Genomic DNA, 23,622 nt, shown 5'->3' with positions numbered 1-23,622 from the left:
GCATTTACTCCAGAAGTGTGAATTTATTTACTGGAAACTACTTGGAAATAAGAACGACAACACTACGATCTTTAACAAGATAGACATTACCTGGAACTAATGTCTCCTGACCCTTTTCAACAATATCCATAGGAGAAGGTTGAGCAGTATCTATGGCTGTGTACCATCTCCTACCTTCAATAGGAGGAATTTCAAATTCAAGACTTTCCCAGTACATATTGAGCATGATATGAATATCGGCTGCTCCCTCAAAGCCGCCCAAGGTAAATGCAATAACTCTTGCATGAGGATCATGCCAACCAGAACTGAAAAGTCGGCACCCATGCCAAGAAATATCTGCTAGACCCCGCTCGTTAACTTCACCAGTGAAAAAGTCACGACGATGTAGAGTTGAATGACAGTAACACTTACGGAAATTGATCATTAACTTAAAGAACCTGAAAATTTCAGAATTCTTTTCGAGAAGATTCCAATCAAACCAACTAATCTCGTTATCTTGACAATAGGCGTTGTTGTTGCCTTTTTGAGTCCGTCTGACTTCATCACCAGCAACAAACATTGGTACACCTTGAGAGAGCAATAGAATAGCTGTAAAGTTCTTAATTTGTTGCTTGCGGAATGCATCAATTTCTGGGTTATCAGTCTCTCCTTCAACTCCACAATTCCAGCTCAAATTATCATTGATTCCGTCCCGATTATCTTCACCATTTGCCTCATTGTGCTTATGGTTGTAGGACACCAAATCATTAAGAGTGAAGCCGTCGTGGCAAGTGATGAAGTTGATACTATTAATTGGTAAATGTCCCCTTGCTTCGTACAGATCTGCGCTGCCAGACATCCGCCAAGCAACTGCTCCAACCATTCCTGGATCTCCCTTAACAAAACGGCGAATATCGTCGCGGAAACGTCCATTCCATTCTGCCCAACGATATCCAGGGAAGTAACCAATTTGATAAAGCCCCGCAGCATCCCAAGCTTCAGCAATAATTTTTGTGTCAGCTAAAGTTTCGGATGTTTCAATATGCCACACTACTGGTGGATGAGCCATTGGAACCCCGTCTTGACCACGCGATAGGATAGAGCCTTCATCAAAACGGAAGCCATCAACGTGCATCTCCTTAACCCAAAATTCCAGGCAATCCAAAATCAACTTTTCCACCATAGGGTGGTTGCAGTTGACAGTATTTCCACACCCGGAATAATCCATATAATACTGTTTATCAAAAGGTACTAAGTGATAGAATATACTATTCATAAGACCTTTGAAGTTGATAATGGGTCCTTCATGGTTTCCCTCGTCGGTATGGTTAAATACCACATCCAGAATGACCTCAATACCAGCTTTGTGTAATGCCTTGACCATATCTCGGAATTCTCTGATTTGATTTCCTGCATCAGGGAAAACACAATATGAGCCTTCAGGAGCAAAGTAGCTATGAGGGTTGTATCCCCAGTAGTCTCTCAGCTGACTACCATTTACTTCTCGGACAACGTTCTTTTCATCAAAATCAAATATTGGCAAGAGTTCAACAGCAGTTATTCCCAAATCTTGCAAGTAAGGGATTTTCTCAATGATTGCAGAAAAAGTTCCAGGGTTTTTAGAACCAGAAGAAAGTGACCTAGTAAATCCGCCAACATGTACCTCATAAATGATCGTTTCGCTCATTGGGCGGTTAATAGGACGATCTCCTTCCCAGTCATAATCCGATATATCAATCACTACACTCCGCATTGAAGTGGCTACATTGTCTTTTGAGCCTAAAGCATCAATGCGCTGCCAAAGGGTGTTGGTATTTCCTTTAGCGTAGGGGTCAATCAGCACTTTATTTTTGTTAAAGCGGTGTCCAGAGCCATGTAAATCCCGAGGGCCATCAACTCGATAGGCATAGTAAGCTCCGGGTTTTAATCCTCTCACAAAAACATGCCAATAATGGAAAGTTTTATTTGTTCTTGGATTTAACCGAATAACCTGTGTAGGCCATGGATCATTATCGTATTCAAATAGTAAGAGTTCAACTGATTGAGCGTGTTCTGCAAAGATTGAGAAATTTACACCATCTGTTTTTGGTGTGGCACCTAAAGGATGTGGACATCCGGATTCTAATTCGTAAATAGTTTTTGTTGGTGCAACCTGATGTGTAGCTATAGTTAAAGTCATTTTCCCTATTCTATCGTTACGACATTTCCTGAGTTGTGTATTCCAATCCTGCCCAATGTCTTATAGTGCATAAAGGGTTTGATAATTCTTTTAAAAGTTTTGACAAACAGTTATCAATAAACCTTGATGTACTTTAGTTATAAAGAAAGACTAGAATAAGTACAACGTGTTTCTAATACGACAGTCAGTTATAAGACTCTGATTTAATGTTTGGGAAGTTAGAACTTAACCTCCATTCTTTCCTATTCCCTATTTGTGCCAGTAAGTCGAAGAATCAAACAGTACTGCTACAGTTATAAGCATAATTTCAGATACACCTCCTTCGCCGCTAACTTAGAGTATTGAAAAAATTTATTCACTGTTAACTGGCTTGTATTTCCCAAGTTTAAGGAGTACAAAACTCTACTGTAAGGGTGTAACTTTCGGGATAAGTTTGTATTCTTTCGGATTGTTATTAACTGTTAATTTAGTCTTGATGAAGCATTATTTTGATAAAGATATTATTTGCAATTTTTAGCTTCATCGATTCGTTGTTGATTAAAATGAAGAAGCATACTTGAACATCTTATATAATAATTCAGAACTGACACTAATAGTTAGTTAATTAAAAGCAGGTAAGCCAGAAGCTCTTGATAAGAAATTTTTATCAAAAAGCCTTCTGTAGATATTCTTGATCACCCTGAAATAAATTAGAATTGATAATGTTAATCTAGCTAATGTCACCTGTAAAAACTTGCTCAGCAGGACCAGTCATATAGATATGCTGATCTATTGGCGACCATTCAATTTGCAAACAACCACCCGGAAGTTCGACAGTCGCAGAGCGATCACATCTACCAGTTAGCACCCCAGCGACGACAGACGCACAAGCACCTGTCCCGCAAGCTAACGTGATCCCAGCACCACGTTCCCACACTCGCATTTTCACATAGTTGGGACGTACAACTTCAATAAATTCGGTATTTGTCCGTTGAGGAAAAGCTTGGTGGTGTTCAAATTGTGGACCAATTACGTCTAGCGGAATTGAAGCCACATCTTCCACAAAAGTGATACAGTGAGGATTACCCATACTTACACAAGTGACTTCCCACGAAGTATTTCCTACCTGTAGCGGTTGATTAATCACTTTTTCGTTAGCCGGACAAAGAGTCGTAGGTATTTCTGAGGCAAGGAGCTTCGGGGTTCCCATATCCACCTTAACTTGATCATCCGACATGATTTGGGGCGTCATCACACCAGCCAAGGTATGGATACGATATATGATCGGGAATTCTCCCCTACCTTCTAACTCAGCTAAAAAAGCAGCTAAACAGCGAATACCGTTGCCACACATTTCCGGTTCTGAGCCATCAGAATTAAAAATCCGCATAGTATAATCAGTACCATCTTGTCCTGGCAAGGCAAAAATAATACCATCTGCACCAATACCAAAGTGGCGATCGCACAACTTCACTGCTTGCTCTGGAGTCAGCACTGGCTCAGATGAAGAACGATTATCAATAAGAATGAAGTCGTTGCCTAAACCGTGATACTTAGTAAATTTGATTGCCATTTTTCCAAGGATGAATTATCAAGGAGTTGTTAGTAGTCACTTGTAAAAATACCACTAACCACCTACATAACATCATTACCCAAAATGCCTACAACTGAATTTGATATATCACTGCCTAGCATACGACAAATGCAAAACCTGATTAAACAAGCCGCGCCAACAGAACTAAAACTCATAACAGGCGATATCATCACTGGAAGAATTCTATGGCAAGATCAATACTGTGTGTGCCTTGTAGATGAAAATAGCGAACAAACGACAGTATGGAAACAGGCGATCGCTTACATTAAAGCGAAATAGGGAGCAGGGGGCAGGGAGCAGGGAGCAGAGGGGCAGGGGAGGAATTTAACGAAGTCCCCAATGCCCAATGCCCAATGCCCCGTGCCCCATTAACGTGTAGGACAACTACCAGATGCAGATCCGGAATTAGTAGCATTGGTAACAGAGGAAATTAGGGTTACTTCTCCCTTACCATTAAATACCCAACCAGTCGCGGGTATAATAGCACTAGATTTAGTGTTAAGTTCTGGTTTCGCAGTGTTTGTTATAGGTTGACGCTGCGGCGTTGTGTTTCCTAGTAAGCGAGTATCTGTCCAAACAGCATCACCTGTCAGAGGATCGTAAGGGGTGGGGGGTAAGCCGCCGCGTCCAGTGATAATGAAACTACTACCACCTGCTATTTCATTAAAGGCACTACAGCTAGAAGAAACTAGCTCTGGGGTATCCTCCGCAATTGTGGGGAAGGTAACTAAACCACGACTAGGGTCAATATCAGGTGTGTTAACATTTACCTGACCGCTTAAAGAAGGGTTTTGCTGAGAAACTGCTGTGATATCATTAGTCGGAAGTTGACGTGGGTCTAAATCTCCTGGGCGCAACCTTTCTAGATCCTGTAGACTAAGTGGTGAAATCCCGAAAATCCCCGTAGTAGTGATGTTAATCTTACCACCGGAACCGTTGAAAGCATTAGCAGTGATATCACTATTTTCTCCAGGTATGGCAAGAATGAAAGGAGTATTTATGTTAATGTTGCCACCATTGCCAGCTAATCCAGCACTTCCCGCAGTTGAAGAAATCTCGCTGTGATTCCGTAATAGCAAAAAATTATTCACTTGCAGAGTAATATCTCCACCTTCACCTGAAAAGGTTTCAGCAGAAATTGTTCCTTGGTTATTTAAGTGTGTAGTTTGAGCAGTAATTTTTAAACTACCTGCACCTTGAGCATCTTGAGCATTGGTTCTGCTACTAACAGCAATTGCTCCACCATTATTGACGGTCAACTGCCTGGTATTAACTGTTAAATTCCCCCCTTTTCCTGTCGTTGAGATGAGAGGGGCGGAAGAGGGAGATCGCAGTACATCTGCTGGATCGCCAACTTCTGCAACTAATCTGCTACGCAACTCACCAGTTGTTGATGCACCACTTACTTCTATCGAATCAGAAGCGTTGACAGTAACATTACCTCCGTTACCTGTACCAAAAGTAGAAGCTGATACTTCTGCACCATTTTGGATCATTAATTGCTTTGTATTAATAGTTAAGTTACCTGCGTTTCCACTACCACGAGTCTGAACAGACAAGCCACTAGAACGTAAACCTCCAGGTGATATACCTGTACCTATCAGTTGTACATTCTCAGAAGCATTGATATTAATATTACCTCCCGAACCGTTGGTGGTATTACTTGCTGATATACGTGCACCATTTTCAACCAATAACCGTCTGGTATTTACGGTAAGCTGTCCTCGAATTTGTCCACCTTCTCGATTATCAGTAGATAAAGAGCTAGGATTTGAACGATTGTCTCCAGGATTATCTGCTGTTGAACCGCTTACTTGCACCATTTGAGAAGCACTAACAGTTAAGGTTCCGCCCGTTCCCGATCTCAAGGTAGTAGCTTGAATTTGGGAACCACCCGTTACAGTCAACTGTCTGCTTTGAACTTGGATATCACCACCACTCTCTCCACTAGCATCAACCGCAGTTGCACGAGATAGTTGAATATCTTTAAAACTTGATATATTCTCATAGCCTAAGGAAAAACCTTTGTTGATGGGAGTTAAACTGACTACACCAGGTTCACCAACACTACCCAATTCAATTCTTCCCCCAGCTGTCTTAAGCGTTCCACCCTCAAAGGTGACATCACCACCCACTAAAGCTAAAGTCTGATTAGGATCTACCCGTAAACCAATATTAGTATCAATAATAGCTGAGTTCGCATTCCTTAGACCCCGACCATTTCCCTGTACCAAAATTCTTCCTGGGTTGTCCCCAAACTGTAAACCAGTTGGAACGTTTATTGATAGTAGGGGAGTTGTTTGGGAAGCTGTTGCACTGAATTTCTTCCCGTCAGCAAAGTTTATACTACTTGCTGTACTTGCCACAAACGAACCCACATTTAAACGAGCATTTACGCCAAAGATAATCCCGTTAGGATTGATCAAAAAGAGGTTAGCTTTACCATTAGTGCGCAAAACACCATCGATATTCGATATCGAACCACCAGTTACGCGACTAATAACATTCTGAATATTAAGAGCATTATTGAAAAAAGCAGTTGTATTCGTAGGGACAGAAAACTGTTGAAAACTGTGGAACAGATTACGTCCAGCAGTTGTTCCGCCACTGATATTGAAGATGCGATTATTTAATGTGACGTTGGAATTATTAGGTAAAGTTCTATCAGGAGTAATTTGCGCATTAGCAGAATTTGCAGAGAATGCGTAAGCACCACCGATGATCATCTTCAATAAACAGTGCCAACGAGTACCCATCCGAAACATTAGTTTCTCCGACTCTTGAAATCTTAGGGGAGCAGAATTACTAATCAGTAAACTAACATTTAACGGTGAATACCGGGCTCTTTTATAATATCCTCTACTTTCTTGACAAAACTTTATTTATCTAAATATAACGGGCAATGGGCATAGGAGGCTTTGCTGGCTGTAGTTTTAACACTGATCAATCACGACTTAAAGTTAATAATTCTGGACTAATCCAGTAAACTATCCATTGGCAGAAAATCTTTGAGAGCTTCGGCTTCACCAGCTTTTATGACTGGAATTGATAGTGGTTCTTCGGTTGTAGTATCAAGTAACTTTTGTAGCTGATCTAAAGAAGATAAGCTGCCACACAACAGCATTTGATCGCGGACTTGCAAGTCTGTACTTTTATCAGGAAGGCGAATAAACTTGCCATCTCGTCTAATTGCCTGTACCTGTACTCCGTATTGATTGTGAAGATCCAATTCACCAAGGGTTTTATCAACCATAGGAGATTCAGTATTAACTTGTATCCACTGACAGGCGGTGTTTGCTCCTGGCACAGCAGCTTTACCTAATGCAAATTCATCCAATGCTGCCAATTCGTCATTCGATCCTACTACCAGTAAGCGATCGCCTTCTTCCAACCTAGTGCTAGTATCAGGATAATCGAGTTCTTCACCTCCAGCACGGCGGATTGCCATCAAACTCACCCCTATTAAGTAGCGCATATCTGCTTCTTCCAGCGTCATACCAATCAAGGGAGAACCAGAAGGTAAAGGATACCATCGGCTATTCATCTCTTGACTCACTTGCTGTAAATTGCGGGAAACTTCAGAGGGTGATTGCTCAGGGCGGAGATCTAGATAATGGCGATCGCGGATTTGTTGCATTTCTCGCTGCACGACTTCTCGAGACAAGCCAAGGTCTGTTAAGATGTAAGTCGTCATTTCCAAACTAGCCTCAAACTCTGGTTGCACAACTTCCCTTGCTCCGAGTTGGTAAAGTGATTCAATATGCCTATTACGCTCAGCACGAACAACGACATTTAAATCAGGAAACAATTCTAAGGCGCGTTTGAGACAAACACGGGTACTCATAGCATCGGGAAGTGCGATCGCCATACTCCGTGCATTACTTGCCCCAGCGGTTTCTAGAACGTGAAAACTTACACAATTGCCGTAGACATAAGGAATCTTAGCATCCCGCAACTGCTGAACTCTACTTTCTAATTGATCAATCACCACCACAGGTAAGTTGTGTTGTTGCAATAACTTGACCAAATTTCGTCCCACTCGCCCATAGCCACAAACCACCACATGATCTTTCAAGGGAATGTCTGCAGCTACTTCCAGCGCTTTTCCCTCCCCAAAATATGGTTTCAGCCAAGGCATAGACTCTAACCAATCAAAGACAATTGGTACTAAACGCAACACAAAAGGAGTGATCACTAATGTGACTGCTGTCGTTCCTAAAATCAATAGATATATTTGTCGTGAAACTAGTCCTAGTGCTTGCCCTTCACTGGCAAGAACAAAAGAAAATTCCCCAATCTGAGCTAGTCCCAACCCTGCAATTAATGCAGTTTTTAACGGGTAGCGAAACAATTTCACCAGTGGCGTGATAATCACAAACTTACCCACAAATACCAGCGCCACCAACCCTAGAATTAATTCTAAATTATTCCACAAAAACACGGGATCGATTAACATGCCTATAGAGGCAAAGAATAAGCTGGCAAATATATCCCGTATCGACTCCACATAAGTTAGGGTTTGATCAGCGTACTCCACCTCTGAAATCATCAAACCGGCGACAAACGCCCCCATCTCAATCGATAGCCCCAAATATTCTGTCAATAAGGCTATGCCTAAACAAAGTGCCACCACACCCAATAAAAATAACTCTTGGCTTTCAGTGCGCGCTAGTAGTCTTAATAAAGGTGGTATAAGCCAAATCCCTGCTGCAACTGCACCTGCGGCAAATAACCCAATTCGCACGAGTGCTGTTAGTACCGCTATGGCAATTGCTTCTCCTGGTTGGTGAAGGGCTGGCAAGACTGCTAGCATTAACCCTAGCGCCAAATCCTGCACAACCAAAATCCCTAACATCACCTGTCCGTGAAGCGTTTCTGTTTCGTTCCGTTCCATCAAGCACTTAAGCACAACTGCTGTGGAAGACAACGACAAAATTCCCCCTAAAAACACACCCTTGGCGGGTAACGTTCCCCAAGCTCCTGTTAACCCACAAACTGCAACAGTTGCTAGGATTGTGAGGATCATCTGAGCAGCTCCCCCTCCAAGAGCGATCGCCTGAACTTTTTTGAGTTCATTTAACGAAAACTCTACTCCTAGGGCAAATAATAAAAAGGCAACACCGAACTGAGCAAGAGTTTCTACCTGAATTAATTCTTTGATCAGCCCAAGTCCAGTAGGTCCAATGACCATACCACCAATCAAGTATCCTAATAATACAGGTTGTCGCAAAAGTGCCGCGACTAGCCCCCCGCAGGCTGCAACCCCAAAAACCGAAACTAAATCGACTATTAGTCGAAAATCTTCTTGCACAGGTTTAAAGACAAACTATACATAACATATAAACTTAGCTTAAACCAAAATTCATCCCACACTGCCACTTCGTGGTCAGATGTGGGATGAATTTTGGGGTGATGACGAATTGACTATTAACCAAATCAAACCGCAGGTTTGACAGGACGAATAGTCGATGAAGAATCACCATTCTCAAGTTTAAGCGAGTCTATAAAATCCTCGATTATTGCGGTCATTGTTTTATCCTTCTGCGCCGCATATAACCTAAACTTATTTAATCTTCGTTCGCTAATCCGAATTTGTAAATATTTACTTTTCATATTGTTATGTCAACGTCACTACAATAATGTTATACTAATTCCAGCAAGAAAAACAAGGAGGTGATTCCTACGCTGCTAAATTACCAATACAGAGCTTACCCGGATACTAACCAAAAACTAGAATTAAATAGCTGGCTAAGAACCTGTCAGTATTGGTACAACTGGCAGCTAGGAGATAGATTCAATTGGTGGGAATTAAACAGGAATTATGTAATTCTTCCACAAGGAGAATTCTGCTTAATCTCCTGCACTGTCACCCCTCCAACTCTGAGAGACAATCCGGATTTTTACAGCCAGAAAAAGCTGTTACCAGAATTCAAAAAAGACTTAATAAAAGTTGGTCACTCTGGAGAATTACTAGATTTTAAATCTGTACCATCTCAAACCCTGCAAGATGTCTCAGATAGAGTCAAAAAAGCGTTTGATAGGTTCATTGTTGGCGACAGCAACGGGAAAAAGAGCGGCAAGCCTAGATTCAAAAATACGGCTAGTTTCCGCACCATGAAAATTGAGGGTCAAGCCCTAACCATTGAACGAGTAGAAAAAGACTGGTTATTTCTGTCAATTTCAAAACTTTAACCCGGCGCATTTATGCCGGGGATGAAAGCTAATCATAGAAGAAATTTTCACATTCCTGATGTAGCATTGATGAAACCGCGAGGAGATTCAGTGATGGTTCAACCGCTACGAGTAGTAGTTGTGGGTGGTGGTGCAGCAGGCTTTTTTGGGGCAATTACTGCTGCACAAACCAATCCCCAAGCTAAAGTGACTTTACTAGAAGCCAGTCGCGAGCCTTTGGCTAAGGTTCGCATTTCAGGTGGCGGACGTTGTAATGTCACTCACGCTTGCTTTGAACCATCAGAATTGGTGCAAAATTATCCAAGAGGTGGAAAAGCTTTATTAGGCGCTTTCACTCGCTTTCAGGCTAAAGATACAGTATCTTGGTTTGCTACTCACGGAGTACCGTTAAAAACGGAAGCTGACGGGAGAATGTTTCCCATTACAAATACCTCACAAACAGTAGTCAATTGTTTAAGAGATGCAGCCTTTTCCAGTGGAGTCGAGTTACGTACAGGTATACCTGTTATTTCAGTGAAATTGCTGAATATTGAAGATGCTGAAACCACTACTCGCTTTGAGGTAGTGCTGAAGTCAGGAGACAAATTGACGTGTAATCGCCTACTCCTAGCTACAGGTAGTAATCCAGTAGGTTACAAAATCGCCCGAGATTTGGGACACACTATTGAACCACCAGTTCCCTCTTTATTTACCTTTAATATTCGTGATGAAAAGCTCAGAGCATTAGCTGGTGTAAGCGTTGATTCTGTGCGCTTACGCTTAACTTTACAAGGATTACCTCCGCTAGAACAAACTGGACCATTGCTAATCACCCATTGGGGTTTAAGTGGTCCGTCTGTGCTAAAACTTTCTGCTTGGGGTGCTAGAGGACTGCACTCCAGCAATTATCAAGCCAATTTACTGATTAATTGGCTACCTTATCTTACAACGGAACAAGTGCGGCAGAAACTCTTAGCCATCAAGAATGAATGGGCAAAGCGACCCATGATGTTACATCGTGGCGTTTATTTACCCCACCGTCTTTGGCAATACATTGTTTCCCGTGTAGGGATTGCAAAAGAAGACCGGTGGGCAGAATTATCTAATAAAACTCTCACTCAATTGATTCAAGAGCTTACACAAGGACAATACTTAATTAGTGGTAAAGGAGTATTTAAAGAAGAGTTTGTCACCTGCGGTGGTGTCAACCTCAAAGAAGTCAACTTTAAAACAATGGAAAGTCGGTTAGTTGCTGGTCTTTATTTTGCTGGAGAAATCTTAGATATCGATGGTGTCACTGGTGGCTTTAATTTTCAAAGTGCTTGGTCAACGGGTTATTTAGTTGGTAAAGCAATCGTAAATAGAAAGACTTAATAACCAAATACAGCACATTCAGAGTTTATGAGGCGCAATCTTTGCCCGTATGGAGTATACTTGGAGTCTGCTTTGTACGTTATCCTACTTATGAGTAACCAAAAAATGCTAGAATGCCGATTTTCCGAAAAAAAACTTGATTACTATGCAAATCAAGGATTGAGAAAAGTTCAGGGATGGTTTGCTGCGGATAGTGCTTTAGTGATAAGACAACTGGCTACAGCACAGAATCACTTCATGATTACTGGTGGTGTCGGTGAAATTGGTGTACATCATGGCAAATTGTTTATCTTACTTCATCTGATGCTTAGAAAAAATGAAAGGTCTTTTGCAGTAGATATATTTGATAAGCAGGAATTGAACATTGATAAATCTGGTAAAGGTAATTTAAATATATTTCTGAAAAATGTTAGAGATTTAGGTGGAAACCCAGATTTAATCGATATTTTTGAAAAGTCTTCTCTTAACGTTTCTGCTGAAGAAATTATCAGTAAATCCGGCAAAATAAGGATATTTAGTGTTGATGGTGGACATACAGCAGAATTAACACTAAATGACTTACTTATTGCAGAGCAATCTATTTGTGATGGAGGGATAATCATAATAGATGATTATTTTAATGCTCACTGGCCAGGTGTCTCTGATGGCGTATTTCAATTTTTTCAGAAAAAAAAATCAGATTTGATACCTATAATTATTTCACCTAATAAAATTTTCTTGACCCATACAAAGTATGCAAAAGATTATCAAAGTTTTTTAAAAGAAAAGCTGTTTCATATGTATGAAAAGTCATCTATCTTTTTCGGAAGCGAAGTTTTAATTTTTGACAGTCCTAAGTCTCGGTTGGATGAGATAAGAAAAAGTGCTTTTTATAAGAAAATTAAAAATTATAAACTGTTCAAATCTTTAATTGTACCTTATGCAAAAAGAATTATTAAAAGTCCGTGATCAGGGTTATAGCTTGGACGAGGGCTCACAAATGTAGGTTTTTTGTAATTACATCTAGAAGCAGGTGAGATTGGGTAGACATAGTGGACAAGGAAGAGATTAAAACCTACGTAGGTATACTATTTTTTTATAGTTTTGAAGTAAAAAAACTTCCTTGTCTACGTTCCTTCCTTGTCCTCCGAGTCTTGCCAACACCCAAGAGTAAAAAACCTACCCTTGTGAGCCACTCCCTATCTCTTTTTCAAAACGCCTGGTTCTTGCTGCATGGGCAAAACATCTAAAATATCAGTTTGAGAACAATATTTCAGGTCTTCCAGACTATTCAACCGTAATAAGCGTTTACCATGACTAGCGTGGTGGAAAAGTTCTAGTAAATTATCTTTCCACTGAGAGTAAAGGGCGATCGCGCTCATCACTTCATCGTTACCTGCTAGCTCGTCTAGTGATAAGTTGGTTTGCTGCACAATACTATGAGCGATCGCACCTGCACAAGCCGGTTAGTTCCGGGACTTTATTTTGCTGGAGAAATCTTAGATATTGACGGTATCACTGGGGGCTTTAATTTTCAAAGTGCTTGGACAACAGGTTATCTAGTCGGGTTAGCAATGGCAAATGGAAATTCCTGATAACTAAAACATAACTAATCCATATTTATTCCTTAACCATTAACTATAAATATTCTTAACTTTGGACTATTAAAGATCTTATTAATAAACCTACTTGATTGATTAGACGAATTATGGGTATTTGCTGGACTTTACTCTGATAACATTCAGCGTAAATTCTAAAACAACGGTAACTTTATCTGCGATTGCCATATTAGGTTTGATAGAAAGATCGCCGTTGTTCTGTTAATAGGGATCGAATGGTGTGAGGATAATAGAAAATAATGACTAAAAGGCGGCAGATTTCTCCTCTAGCTTTGGGTGTATTTTTGGCGATCGCTCCCATGATTGGAACACCTGTTTTGGCTGGGGGTGTTAAAAAGCAAAATACTGAAATTCAGAAGACTGAAGCTACTAGTGAACATGGGGTAATTAATCAGCTATCTGAGGAAAACGCTGATACTTCAGAAGAACAAGTGAATTCTGTTTCTCAACTTTCAGATATAAATCCTACAGATTGGGCATTTCAAGCACTACAATCTCTTGTTGAACGCTACGGGTGTATTGAGGGTTATCCGAATCAAATGTATCGGGGTAATCGTAGCATGACCCGTTATGAATTTGCTGCTGGCGTTCATGCTTGCTTGGATCGAATCAATCAACTGGTTTCTACTACAACCAGTGATGTGGTTAAAAAGGAAGATTTAGTAACACTAGGAAAACTACAGGAACAGTTTGCTCCAGAATTGACTGCTTTGCGAGGTCGAGTTGACGCTTTAGAAACTCAAACAGCAATTGTGGAACAGCAGCGTTTTTCTACGACAACTAAACTAAATGGTGAAGCTATTTTTGCTTTGTCAGGATTTGCTGCTGGGCAAGATTCTACTAATCGTGATATTGCCAAAGTCACTACCTTTAACGATCGCATTCGACTTAACTTTGATAGTAGTTTCAGTGGTAAGGACTTACTAAGAGTTCGCCTGCAAGCTCTGAATCTCAATTATTTTTCTAGTAGAGCTGGTACTGCAAGTAGGTTACCAGAAGGCACTTTAGCTTTTAATGCTGAAATTGGTGATGATCCGCCAGAAAATAATGGAGTCACTCTAGATAGCCTTTATTACCAGTTTCCTGTTGGCAAGAAAACTATATTGACTTTATTTGCCAATGAAGGGGAAGTTGAAGATTTTGTCAATACCATAAACCCTTTTTTGGATAGCGATGACGGCGCAAGTGGTGCTTTATCGAGGTTTGGTAGTCGCAATTCAGTCTATTACTTTGTCCCCCCAGGAGCGGGGGTTGGGGTTAGACACAGATTCTCCGACTCAATAGAATTGAGTTTGGGTTATCTGTCTAATACAGCATCAAGTCCTGGTCGAAAAGACGGTTTGTTTAATGGTTCTTATGGAGCGATCGCTCAGTTAACTCTCCAGCCAAGTGACAGGCTGCTTTTTGGTTTGACCTACGTTAATGCTTACGACAACCTCAATGACGACCTTGCAGTTCCAGGAACAGGAAGCAAAAAAGCAAACTTAGGGTTAGTCACTGATAGACCTGTTTCTAGTAACGCTTACGGTTTAGAAGCATCTTTTAAAGTCAACTCACGCCTTTATATTAATGGTTGGGCTGGTTATACTGCAACCCGTGTTTTGAAGGTAGGGGATGCAAGTATTTGGAACTATGCAGTTGGTCTTGCGTTTCCTGACTTGGGTAAAAGAGGTAATTTGGCAGGTATTATCGTTGGGATGGAACCTCGAGTCACTGGTGCTGATAGAGCGATCGCTGGTGCTTTTACTCCGAGAAGAGTTGAACCTCAAAACCGAAATTCAGCTAAAGATCGGGATACTTCAATACATATTGAGGCTTTTTACAGCTACGCCCTTTCAGACAATATCACCATTACCCCTGGCTTGATTTGGTTGACTGCTCCTAATCATGACGCACGTAACAGTGACGCTGTACTTGGAGTTATTAGAAGCACTTTCACCTTCTAACTTGACAGCAATTCCAATCAAGAAAAAACAATTTAAATGGAAGGAACTCTCATGAATAAAACTACATTTCGTACATTCTTCTTAAGAGGGTCTTTGACATCTGTCTTACTGTTAACAACCGTTTACTGCGGCTTTATCCGTCAAGCAAAAACACTTGCTGCATGTCCTACTAATGCTTCAAGAAATCCTTACAACCTGACTACAAGCGCTAGCATTGCAGCACCCCACAAAATTCAGGTTTCTTGGGAAGCGTGTCAAAAAAATGATTTTTACGAAGTTAGCTGGAGTGATAATAAAGAAGACACAGCAAAAATCAACGACCCAGCAGCACGTAGTTGGACATACACCAGAGCAAGAGATTTAGCAAGGTACACATTCAGAGTTCGCGGATGTAACGCTGCTAAAGATACTGCTAAAGAAGCAGATTGCACCCCTTGGTCTGAAGTCAAAGTTCAAGCACCTGATTGGTAGCAGTTGAGTAATGATTTGAGTAAACAAACCTAGAACAGGGAATAAGGGGGAAACAGCTAACAATTTCCTACCCCCTACTCCCTATCGCCTATCCCCTTTTCAAAACGCCTGGTTCTTGCTGCATGGGCAGAACATCTAAAATATCAGTTTGAGAACAATATTTCAGGTCTTCCAAACAATTCAACCGCAATAGGCGTTTACCGTGACTGGCGTGGTGGAAAAGTTCTAGTAAATTATCTTTCCACTGGGAGTAAAGGGCGATCGCGCTCGTCACCTCATCGTTACCGGCTAGTTCGTCTAGTGGTAAGTTGGTTTGTTGCACAATGCTATGAGCGATCGCACCTGCACACGCGGTATCCTCTAAAGAGAAACTGCCTTCCCAACCTGAACCAACTATCCACACTGTTTCCGGTTGCTGTTCCAACAGATATTGGACGACTGCTGCACGATTAGTAAAGGCGGCTGCAAGAACAATTTTTGCATTTTGTACTCGTTGTAAAGCACGAGTGCCATTGGTCGTGCTGATAAACAAGCGCTTTCCCTTCACAAGTTCTGGTGTACAATCCAAAGGAGAGTTACCCAGTTCAAACCCTGGAACTTTTGCTCCACCGCGTTCTCCAGCTCGTAGCCGTTTGTCTTTTGACCAAGATTCGCTAACTTCCATGAGCTGGTCTAAATCGCTGAAGACCTGAACCGCCTCACCACCAACAGCTAAGACTTTAGCCATTGTCGTGGTAGCCCGAAGGACATCGACTGCGATCGCGCATTCTGGCACTTTATCCGTTGGAGTCAATTCTGGCGTGTGGTAAACGAATAGCTTCATGCGCTGGATACACCTTACTTTACATTAAAGACTGTCGAAATTACATTTTACCCAGTTGCGCCCCCATCTAAAATCTTAAATCGCTATGGCACCTTTACCTGACTACCGTCCTAAACAATTATCTGTTGGTCCATTGGAAGCAGAAATCTTAAGTATAATTTGGGAACTTGGTTCAGCTACAGTTAAGGATATACACGATCGCATTCTTGCTGATCCCAATCGGGAATTAGCCTATACTTCTGTAACGACCGTGCTACGACGCCTTACCGACAAAGGTTGGCTTGCTTGCGACAAAAAAAAACGTGCATTCTATTGGCGACCGTTAGTCACAAAGCCCCAAGCCGACGTGATCAAAGCACACGAACAGTTACAGCGTTTTCTAGCTGTGGGTAATCCTGATGTTGTTGCTGCTTTTGCAGATAGTCTTGATGAAGCTGCAAGCGACCAAATACAGGCGATCGCAAAACGCATTGAAGCTGCACGGCAAGCAAGGGAGGAAAAATAATGCATTTGATAATGATTTTACTGGCTTTAGCAGTTGCTTATTGGATAAGGTATGGGCCAACTGATTTTCAAGGCAATTGGAATGTAAAGTGGCGGCGATCGCTATTCTTATTTCTTTTCCCTCCCTTGCTAATTTTCACCACAGTAATTTCCCTTTTGTGTATGGGCCCTCAAGGTAAAATGGGGGGATTACAAACAGGCTGGTTTAGCTATGTATTAGCATTAAGCTGTCTTGCATTTTTCACCATTTTGTGTATTAAACTAGCATGGCAGGGATGGCAGTCTGTAAAATCTGCTCGTGGCTGTCCATTGGTTAATTTTGGAGATAGACAAATCCGACTACTGAACACAAAAGCACTGTTTGCAGGTCAAATTGGTTTTTGGCAACCTGAACTTGTCCTGAGTGAAGGATTACTGCAAACTCTCTCCCCAGAGCAATTACAAACTGTCCTCGCCCATGAGCAAGGGCATTATTATTACCGTGACACATTTTGGTTTTTCTGGCTAGGTTGGTTGCGTTCTTGTACCGCATGGCTACCAAACACAGAGGCTTTGTGGGAAGATCTGTTAGTTTTACGTGAACTACGTGCTGATGCACACGCAGCACTACAGGTAGATCCCTTGGTACTGGCAGAATCTCTTTTATTAGTGGTTAGTACTCCGCCTTTATCCTCAGAAATTTGCTGTGCAGCAATGGGTTCACCCAGCTTAGATCGTCTAGAACAGAGAATAAATGCTTTATTAGCACAACCAGATCCAACGACACAAATTCAATCACAGTCCTGGAGTTACTTTCTTTTAGCGTTATTACCTTTATTCACCATAGTATTTCATACTTAATAATTTGTTCGTAGTTGCGCGCAACTACGAACCAAGATCCGTTAATTGGTTCAACGCTTTGGCCAAATACTCGTAGTGTTCGATGGTATTATAAATCTGTGCCGAAATACGCACCAACAGACCAGATTTTTCTGGACATGGCATGATTGGTACTTCAATACCAAATTTATCAAATAACTCATTATGAAGAGACCAATCAAATACCTTATTATCGGCAGACCAAGAATTTCTCTTTTGTAAAGCTTCCGGCAACGGGACTACAGCCATTGAGCCAATCATCTCTTCAGGACAAGGTAGCGATACACACAGAGCTTCCGAAATTAATTCTCTTGCCTTCAACGCAAGTTGATGATTTCGCTGCATTAACTCCGTCCATCCACCATCGAGCAACGAACCCATAAACTCGATCGCCTCTGGTATGCACAAATAAGCAGTAGGATCATCAGATCCCATCCAATCAAATTCTAGATGAAATCGGCTTTTATCGGTTCGTGGTGAGTTTGCACCGTGGCTAATTGTTAATGGACGAATTTCTGGTTGTTTATCTTGTCGTACATATAGAAATGCTGCTCCCTTTGGTGCACACAGCCACTTATGACAATTCCCAGTATAATAAGCAGCATTAATTTCTGAGACATTGAGAGGAATCATTCCCGGCGCGTGAGCACCATCTACAACTGTATCTATACCCCGTAACTGTAGCTCCTGAACCAATTGCTTAATAGGGAAGATCAATCCTGTCTGGCTAGTAACATGATCTAAAAGCGCTAATTTTGTTTTTGGTGAAACTTGCTTGATAACTGCTTCAACAACCTGCTCTGGTGAGTCAATAGGGAACGGGATCTTTGCCACCACTACCTTTGCACCTGCGCGGCTAGCAACAAAATCAAGTGCATTACGGCAAGCGTTATACTCGTGGTTAGTTACAAGTAATTCGTCACCAGAATTGAAGGTGAGGGAACGTAAGACTGCGTTAACTCCAGTCGTCGCATTTGGGACAAATACTAATTCTTGAGTATCAGCACCAACAAAGGCTGCTAATTTACTCCTTGCATGGTTTAGTAACCCTTCCCATTCTCGAACAAAAAAACGCACAGGTTCTTGTTCTAGTTGCGATCGCAAACGTTGTTGCGTTTCTAACACCGTTTTAGGACAAGCCCCAAATGAGCCATGATTGAGAAATGTGACAGCAGGGTCAAGCTGCCAAAACCTACTCCAGCTTGTTACTGAGAAATCAAAAACTTGGGACATAAATTTTGACAGCTTCCGACCCTTATATTTTATAAGAAAGTAGGCTGAAAACCCTGTGGCTTTAGCCCAGGGGACGCCCTTCTCCTGTCGGAGAGTGTTCATGTTTGTCAGAATTGCGGCTACACAACTGATAGAGATGTTGCAGCCGCTCAAGTCGTCCTCATGAGAGGGTGTGCAGCCGTAGGGCATACGGTTAAGATGCTTGCTGAGGGTAAATTCATTGGAATCCCTGTGAAGCAAGAATCCCCCGGCTTCTAGCCGGTGGGAGTGTCAACGGTAAATGAGTCGAGCAGCGTCACGCCTTTCGTTCCAGACACAATCCACTGTGCGTACTCCGTAGCGTCTATTACGAATACGATAAACATAACGATATCCAATAGTACGTCCATCACGATAAACGGGTCTGCCACCACGAGAAGCAACTACTGAATAACCATTGTTCCTAATAAGTCGATCGCAGGTGATCTCCCCATTTGCAGCATTAGCAGGAAATGTAGGCATCATTCCCATAGAAATAGTGATCGCACTAACTACAGGTAGGAAAATTTTTGTTGTGTGTTTCATTGCTGAATTCCATGTTACGAGATAGGAGTGGTGAATTAGCCCACACTAACCGCAAGCGCTATAGTGTGGGCTTTTAATTTTAATGGTGACTAACTTGTTTCCTTACGAGTTATTGGTCAAACATTTAGGTACAATCTGCGGCATATGCCTCAAAAGCAGCTAAATGATTGGTGACAAATAAAAATCTCACAAGTATCTAAAAGTTTGCTTTTAGATACCATGAATTATCATGCCTCATATAGGATTACTAGATATTAATTACCACTTTTTCAAAAAACTTTCTTGACTCTATGGGTAGAATTTTATGATAAAAAATATGGAATTTGAATTATCTCTATTGATAGAGTTGAGCTTATACCTACAAAGCATTGGTTCGGCAACACGCACAAGACACTAGGCGGTAAGCTAAGCATACCCATTATTGATGATTAATGTATAATCACTCCCTTTATGAAGAACGGAGGATTGACAATACCACAAATGCAAATTCAACTTAAGAAAAGTCAAAACTTGTTGCTAAATATCGACTTACGGTGGTGTCTAGAGAGAGAATAAATATATAGAGAGATTATACGGACAGCTTACAAAAATATAACTCCTACTGTAATTTAGTAAGCTTCATCTGGGATCTCTCACCAATATTTGCAAATGGAGGTGGAAAATGATGTACGATATTCCAATTCCTAACGGGATCACTTACCTCATTGTCAAAATCTGTGTGCTGATTTTGGTAATGCTCTTTTGGTTGAGCGCTACTGCTACCCCAGTTGCATGAAGAATGAAAAACGAGGACTAGAGTTGTGAATACCACTGTTAAATATGACTTAGAGGTGATTAAAGAGGAAGCACGTCAACTGATCGACAAGGGACTTGTTGACCGTCAGCAGCCAATTTATGCTCTCTGTAAATACATCCCTGGTCGTGATTGGGTGTGTGTTGAGGTGGAGTTAGAGAAAAATGACTTTTTGCTTAGAGACCGCATTATAGACTTACTCGGTCGTGAAGACTGGGATGAGGACTAATAGCTGACAGATAACCAGAAAAAAAGGCTTAAATTGCAAGCAGATGAGGCGGGTGTGACTGTTGAAATTGAGCAATGTAGTGGTACTCCAGGTAAAACAATTTGCGATGTTGCTCGCACTTGGAATGCTGACCTGATTATTGTAGGTCGTCGTGGGTATTCGGGAATGAGAGAGATATTTTTGGGTAGTGTCAGTAACTATGTACTGCATCATGCACCTTGCTCAGTTTTGAGCATACAAGGATCTATGCCTGAAAAACTAGAAGTTAATGAAGGGAAAGCAAGCGTAACTTCTCTGTAAGTTTTTGGGTGCAACATCGATATCCTAAACCACCATTAGCCATGTGCCAGATTTTGGCTAAAAATCCTGTCAATCTGGGTCATTTAAGACCTTAAAAATATTGTTCAATAATTCTTGGATAGTATACGGTTTATCCAAAAATGCTTGCACATTAAGACCAGTAGATTCTAAAAGCTTGTAGTTAGATACTCCACCGCTAATGGCAATAATTTTGACTGTGCGATTGATTTGTTGCAAAACGCGAATAGCGCTTAACCCATCGATCAACGGCATCTGTATATCCATCAACACCACACTAATTTCTTGTTTGTGTTGGCTGTAGACAGAGAAAGCTTCAACACCATCACAGGCAGTCAAGACTTTGTAGTTGAACTCTTCTAGTGAGGTTTTGACGATATTTCTAACAGATGCTTCATCATCTACAACCAAAATTAAGTCGCCATTACCTCTAAACAGCAGTGAATCATTAGCTGGCTGTTTTGCTGATGTCTCAGTAGCTCTCAAGTATACCTGGAATTGGCTGCCCCTTCCTACCTCACTAGATACAGTGATAAAACCGCCATGATTTCTGATGATACCCATACTAGTTGAAAGTCCTAATCCCGTACCTTTGCCCAATTCTTTTGTTGTGAAAAAGGGTTCAAAAATACGCTCCAGTACTTTTTGTGTCATACCAGATCCTGTATCTGACACAGTAATAACTACATAGTTACCTACTGTAGCCTCTAGATTCATCCTGGCATAATTTTCATCAACGTAGAAATTTTCAGCAGAAAGACTAAGGGTACCCCCGTGTGCCATGGCATCACGAGCATTAATACACAGGTTCATCAACACCTGATCTATTTGGGTGGGATCTGCCAAAACTGTCCAAAGATTTGGCGTTGGCATGTGAACGCTGATTTCAATTGATTTAGGGAATGTACTTTTAACAATTTGCTCAACTTCTTTCAGCAGATCTTTTGTTTGTAAAGGAATTGGTCGCCTCCCCTCTGCTCCTTGTGCAAATGCTGTAATTTGCTTGACTAGTTCGGCACCACGTTTGGAGTTGTGTTCTAATATTTTCAGTAGTTCTAGTTGCTGCTTATTCTGATTTACATGGGGAATTTTCAATGGCAGTAGTTGAGCGGTTGCTAGAATGGGGGTCAGTATATTGTTCAAGTCATGGGCAATACCACTTGCTAGAGTCCCCAAGCTTTCTAGACGTTGTGCGCGATAAAACTGGGTTTCAAGTTGTTTTTTGTCAGTAATGTCAGTATTAACGGTGAGGATCGATTTTGGTTGTCCTGCATCATCGCGCATGAGTGTCCAGCGGCTAGAAACGATGATTTCTTGTCCAGATTTTGTGATTTTATTGACCTCACCTTCCCATTCTCCATGCTCAATAACGTTTCTGAAAGCCTTTTCTAAAAATCGTGATTTTTGCTTGTACAAAAACTCGCAATCATGTCTACCAAGTACTTCTGCTACTTTCCAACCATATAAACGCTCTGCCCCACAGTTCCAGTATAAGATGCGACATTCTAAATCGCGGACAAAAATGGCATCTCTGGTGACATCAAGCAAAGCAGCTTGTTCGCGAATTTTCTCTTCAGCTTCTTTGCGATCGGTGATATCCTCTGCCGTACCACCATAGAGATACACTTCTCCTGCTTGATTCCGAATCTTAAAACCCCAATCAACTATCCAGCGCACCGAGCCATCAGGTCGCACAATTCGGTATTCTACACGGTTATATTCTCCTTCGCGTCCCTGTTGCAGTATTGTTCGGATGTGATCGCGATCATCTGGATGAATTGCCTCTAACCACGAGTCTGGTTGCTCGCGGAGACTTTGGCAAGAGCGACCCCAAATGGTCTCGTAAGCAGGGTTAACGTACAGATTGTCGAGCGATCTTGGCTTACCAATCCAAACCACAGCATGGTTATTTTCAGCAAAATGACGAAATTTTTCTTCGCTCTGCTGTAGTGCAAGTTCTGCTTCTTTGCGAGCAGTGATATCTGTCAGAGAGCCAATGTAACCAACCAGAGAACGGTTGGTGCCAATTTCAGGGACAATCAAACAGTAAAACCATCGGATGCTGCCATCTGGGCGCACAATTCTAGCTTCATTTTGATAAGGGGTTTTTGGCTCCCCAGTTTCAACCCATTGGTTCCATGAAAGAATAGTAGGTTCTTGGTCATCAGGATGTATAGCTTGTAACCATTGCCTCCCCATCGCTGCCTCTGCTTGCCTACCCGTCATCTCACTCCAACGAGCATTAACATAGGTGCATTGACCTGTGGTATCAAACCAGAAAATGGCAACAGGAGAGGCTTCTATCAAACTCATATACCGATGTTTGCCTTCCTTTAGGGCTGCTTCGGTAGCTTTTTGAGCAGTAATATCCAAAACAAAACCATTCCAAACTACGTCTCCGTTGGACTGCTGTTCTGGTTGAGAAACCGCCCGCACCCATCTTAGACAACCAGAAGGTGGTAGCAACCGAAACTCAATATCAAAGCTTTCTAACCGCTTTGCAGAGTTGAGATTGGCTTGGCGCACTTGTTCCACATCCTCTGGATGGATCATTGCCCATACCCGTCCAAAATCTTCTTGTAACTCCTCTGGTTCTAATTCATAAATATCACGACATTTAGGACTGATGTAGGTAAAGCATTCGGAACCATCGTTATGAAGAACATACTCGTAAAGCATCGCTGCAACATTCGAGCCTAGCCGTTGCAGTTGCCTCTTTAGCTGTACCAGTTCCGCTGATTGGCGTGCTAATAGCAATTCCAATTCGTCACGAGTAGTTTGTAATTGCTGTTGTTTTTGCTCAATCATCTGATAGGCAATCTCCAATTCCTGATTCTTCTGGAGCAGCTGTTCTTTATTTAATTGCAGTTGCTCCACCACTACCTGTAATTCTTCATTCATAGCACGGATTCCTTAACTATTTATTAAGAATTCACAACTTGCTGCAAAACACTTTTGACAAAATCTAAACACCTGCTAGCAGTGTGACAACGAACGTATTCCTGTTGC

The 23,622-nt window shown here is 41.6% G+C and carries 18 protein-coding genes and 2 pseudogenes; 11 read left to right on the top strand and 9 right to left on the bottom strand.

From position 1 onward, the window contains the following. Window positions 1-37: 37 nt before the first annotated feature. The gene (glgX, locus tag G4P69_RS11820) at window positions 38-2,158 is read right to left on the bottom strand and encodes a glycogen debranching protein GlgX (protein ID WP_208349937.1); all 2,121 of its coding nucleotides are present in this window, start codon (window positions 2,156-2,158) and stop codon (window positions 38-40) included. A gap of 709 nt (window positions 2,159-2,867) precedes the next feature. Beyond that, the gene (dapF, locus tag G4P69_RS11815) at window positions 2,868-3,710 is read right to left on the bottom strand and encodes a diaminopimelate epimerase (RefSeq protein ID WP_208345931.1); all 843 of its coding nucleotides are present in this window, start codon (window positions 3,708-3,710) and stop codon (window positions 2,868-2,870) included. Window positions 3,711-3,794: 84 nt separating this feature from the next. Between dapF and G4P69_RS11810 the strand changes: the two genes are divergently transcribed. Beyond that, on the top strand, window positions 3,795-4,010 hold the full coding sequence (locus G4P69_RS11810) for an Hfq-related RNA-binding protein (protein WP_208345930.1): 216 nt from the start codon (window positions 3,795-3,797) through the stop codon (window positions 4,008-4,010). Window positions 4,011-4,099: 89 nt separating this feature from the next. Here the strand turns inward: G4P69_RS11810 and G4P69_RS11805 are convergent, their stop codons facing one another. Continuing rightward, window positions 4,100-6,496: a two-partner secretion domain-containing protein gene (locus G4P69_RS11805; protein ID WP_208349934.1), complete on the bottom strand. Its 2,397-nt coding sequence runs from the start codon at window positions 6,494-6,496 to the stop codon at window positions 4,100-4,102. Window positions 6,497-6,705: 209 nt separating this feature from the next. Then, the gene (locus G4P69_RS11800) at window positions 6,706-9,042 is read right to left on the bottom strand and encodes a cation:proton antiporter (protein WP_208349931.1); all 2,337 of its coding nucleotides are present in this window, start codon (window positions 9,040-9,042) and stop codon (window positions 6,706-6,708) included. Window positions 9,043-9,404: 362 nt separating this feature from the next. Here G4P69_RS11800 and G4P69_RS11795 point away from each other — a divergent pair, with 362 nt between their 5' ends. The 3 genes from G4P69_RS11795 to G4P69_RS11785 all read left to right on the top strand — a co-directional run bounded on the left by G4P69_RS11795 (window position 9,405) and on the right by G4P69_RS11785 (window position 12,224). Continuing rightward, the gene (locus G4P69_RS11795) at window positions 9,405-9,923 is read left to right on the top strand and encodes a helix-turn-helix domain-containing protein (protein WP_310833497.1); all 519 of its coding nucleotides are present in this window, start codon (window positions 9,405-9,407) and stop codon (window positions 9,921-9,923) included. Window positions 9,924-10,016: 93 nt separating this feature from the next. Beyond that, window positions 10,017-11,276 carry a BaiN/RdsA family NAD(P)/FAD-dependent oxidoreductase gene (locus G4P69_RS11790; RefSeq protein WP_208349985.1) on the top strand — a complete coding sequence of 420 codons (1,260 nt, stop codon included), beginning with the start codon at window positions 10,017-10,019 and terminating at the stop codon, window positions 11,274-11,276. Between the two features lie 90 nt (window positions 11,277-11,366). Then, on the top strand, window positions 11,367-12,224 hold the full coding sequence (locus G4P69_RS11785; RefSeq protein ID WP_208344169.1) for a class I SAM-dependent methyltransferase: 858 nt from the start codon (window positions 11,367-11,369) through the stop codon (window positions 12,222-12,224). Window positions 12,225-12,454: 230 nt separating this feature from the next. On the opposite strand, the pseudogene G4P69_RS11780 reads toward G4P69_RS11785, so the two are convergent. Then, window positions 12,455-12,718: pseudogene (locus G4P69_RS11780) on the bottom strand (2-phosphosulfolactate phosphatase); the annotation flags it as partial. Here G4P69_RS11780 and G4P69_RS11775 point away from each other — a divergent pair. The 3 genes and pseudogenes from G4P69_RS11775 to G4P69_RS11765 all read left to right on the top strand — a co-directional run. Further along, a pseudogene (locus G4P69_RS11775) lies at window positions 12,704-12,850 on the top strand (NAD(P)/FAD-dependent oxidoreductase); the annotation flags it as partial. The pseudogenes G4P69_RS11780 and G4P69_RS11775 sit on opposite strands and share 15 nt — an antisense overlap. 263 nt (window positions 12,851-13,113) lie before the next feature. Then, a complete protein-coding gene (locus G4P69_RS11770; RefSeq protein ID WP_243902566.1) occupies window positions 13,114-14,820 on the top strand; it encodes an iron uptake porin in 1,707 nt (568 codons plus the stop codon). Between the two features lie 51 nt (window positions 14,821-14,871). Next, the gene (locus G4P69_RS11765; RefSeq protein WP_208344168.1) at window positions 14,872-15,291 is read left to right on the top strand and encodes a hypothetical protein; all 420 of its coding nucleotides are present in this window, start codon (window positions 14,872-14,874) and stop codon (window positions 15,289-15,291) included. An 88-nt stretch (window positions 15,292-15,379) separates the two neighbouring features. On the opposite strand, the gene G4P69_RS11760 is transcribed toward G4P69_RS11765, so the two are convergent. Then, window positions 15,380-16,114: a 2-phosphosulfolactate phosphatase family protein gene (locus G4P69_RS11760; RefSeq protein WP_208344167.1), complete on the bottom strand. Its 735-nt coding sequence runs from the start codon at window positions 16,112-16,114 to the stop codon at window positions 15,380-15,382. A gap of 85 nt (window positions 16,115-16,199) precedes the next feature. Between G4P69_RS11760 and G4P69_RS11755 the strand changes: the two genes are divergently transcribed. Both G4P69_RS11755 and G4P69_RS11750 read left to right on the top strand, forming a co-directional pair. Continuing rightward, entirely contained in the window at window positions 16,200-16,619 is a 420-nt protein-coding gene (locus tag G4P69_RS11755) for a BlaI/MecI/CopY family transcriptional regulator (RefSeq protein WP_208344166.1), read from the top strand. Beyond that, window positions 16,619-17,458, top strand: a complete 840-nt coding sequence (locus G4P69_RS11750; RefSeq protein WP_208344165.1) for a M56 family metallopeptidase — start codon at window positions 16,619-16,621, stop codon at window positions 17,456-17,458. The genes G4P69_RS11755 and G4P69_RS11750 overlap by 1 nt, the downstream gene beginning before the upstream one ends. A gap of 24 nt (window positions 17,459-17,482) precedes the next feature. On the opposite strand, the gene G4P69_RS11745 is transcribed toward G4P69_RS11750, so the two are convergent. Continuing rightward, on the bottom strand, window positions 17,483-18,709 hold the full coding sequence (locus G4P69_RS11745) for an aminotransferase class V-fold PLP-dependent enzyme (RefSeq protein ID WP_208344164.1): 1,227 nt from the start codon (window positions 18,707-18,709) through the stop codon (window positions 17,483-17,485). Window positions 18,710-18,979: 270 nt separating this feature from the next. Beyond that, window positions 18,980-19,273 (bottom strand): hypothetical protein, encoded by a 294-nt coding sequence (locus G4P69_RS11740; RefSeq protein WP_208344163.1) that lies wholly within the window; start codon window positions 19,271-19,273, stop codon window positions 18,980-18,982. Window positions 19,274-20,073: 800 nt separating this feature from the next. Here G4P69_RS11740 and G4P69_RS11735 point away from each other — a divergent pair. Both G4P69_RS11735 and G4P69_RS11730 read left to right on the top strand, forming a co-directional pair. Beyond that, the gene (locus tag G4P69_RS11735) at window positions 20,074-20,295 is read left to right on the top strand and encodes a DUF4327 family protein (protein WP_208344162.1); all 222 of its coding nucleotides are present in this window, start codon (window positions 20,074-20,076) and stop codon (window positions 20,293-20,295) included. Window positions 20,296-20,328: 33 nt separating this feature from the next. Continuing rightward, window positions 20,329-20,595, top strand: coding sequence for a universal stress protein (locus tag G4P69_RS11730; protein WP_390691905.1), 267 nt, complete (start codon window positions 20,329-20,331; stop codon window positions 20,593-20,595). 69 nt (window positions 20,596-20,664) lie between these two features. Here G4P69_RS11730 and G4P69_RS11725 read toward each other — a convergent pair whose 3' ends face one another. After that, window positions 20,665-23,514 carry a hybrid sensor histidine kinase/response regulator gene (locus G4P69_RS11725; protein ID WP_208344161.1) on the bottom strand — a complete coding sequence of 950 codons (2,850 nt, stop codon included), beginning with the start codon at window positions 23,512-23,514 and terminating at the stop codon, window positions 20,665-20,667. Window positions 23,515-23,622 lie beyond the last annotated feature (108 nt).

Origin of the sequence: Aetokthonos hydrillicola CCALA 1050, assembly GCF_017591665.1 — a bacterium.
Taxonomy (GTDB): domain Bacteria; phylum Cyanobacteriota; class Cyanobacteriia; order Cyanobacteriales; family Nostocaceae; genus Aetokthonos; species Aetokthonos hydrillicola.
Note: the sequence above shows the minus strand (reverse complement) of the source record. Positions and strands in the feature narration are given on the sequence as shown.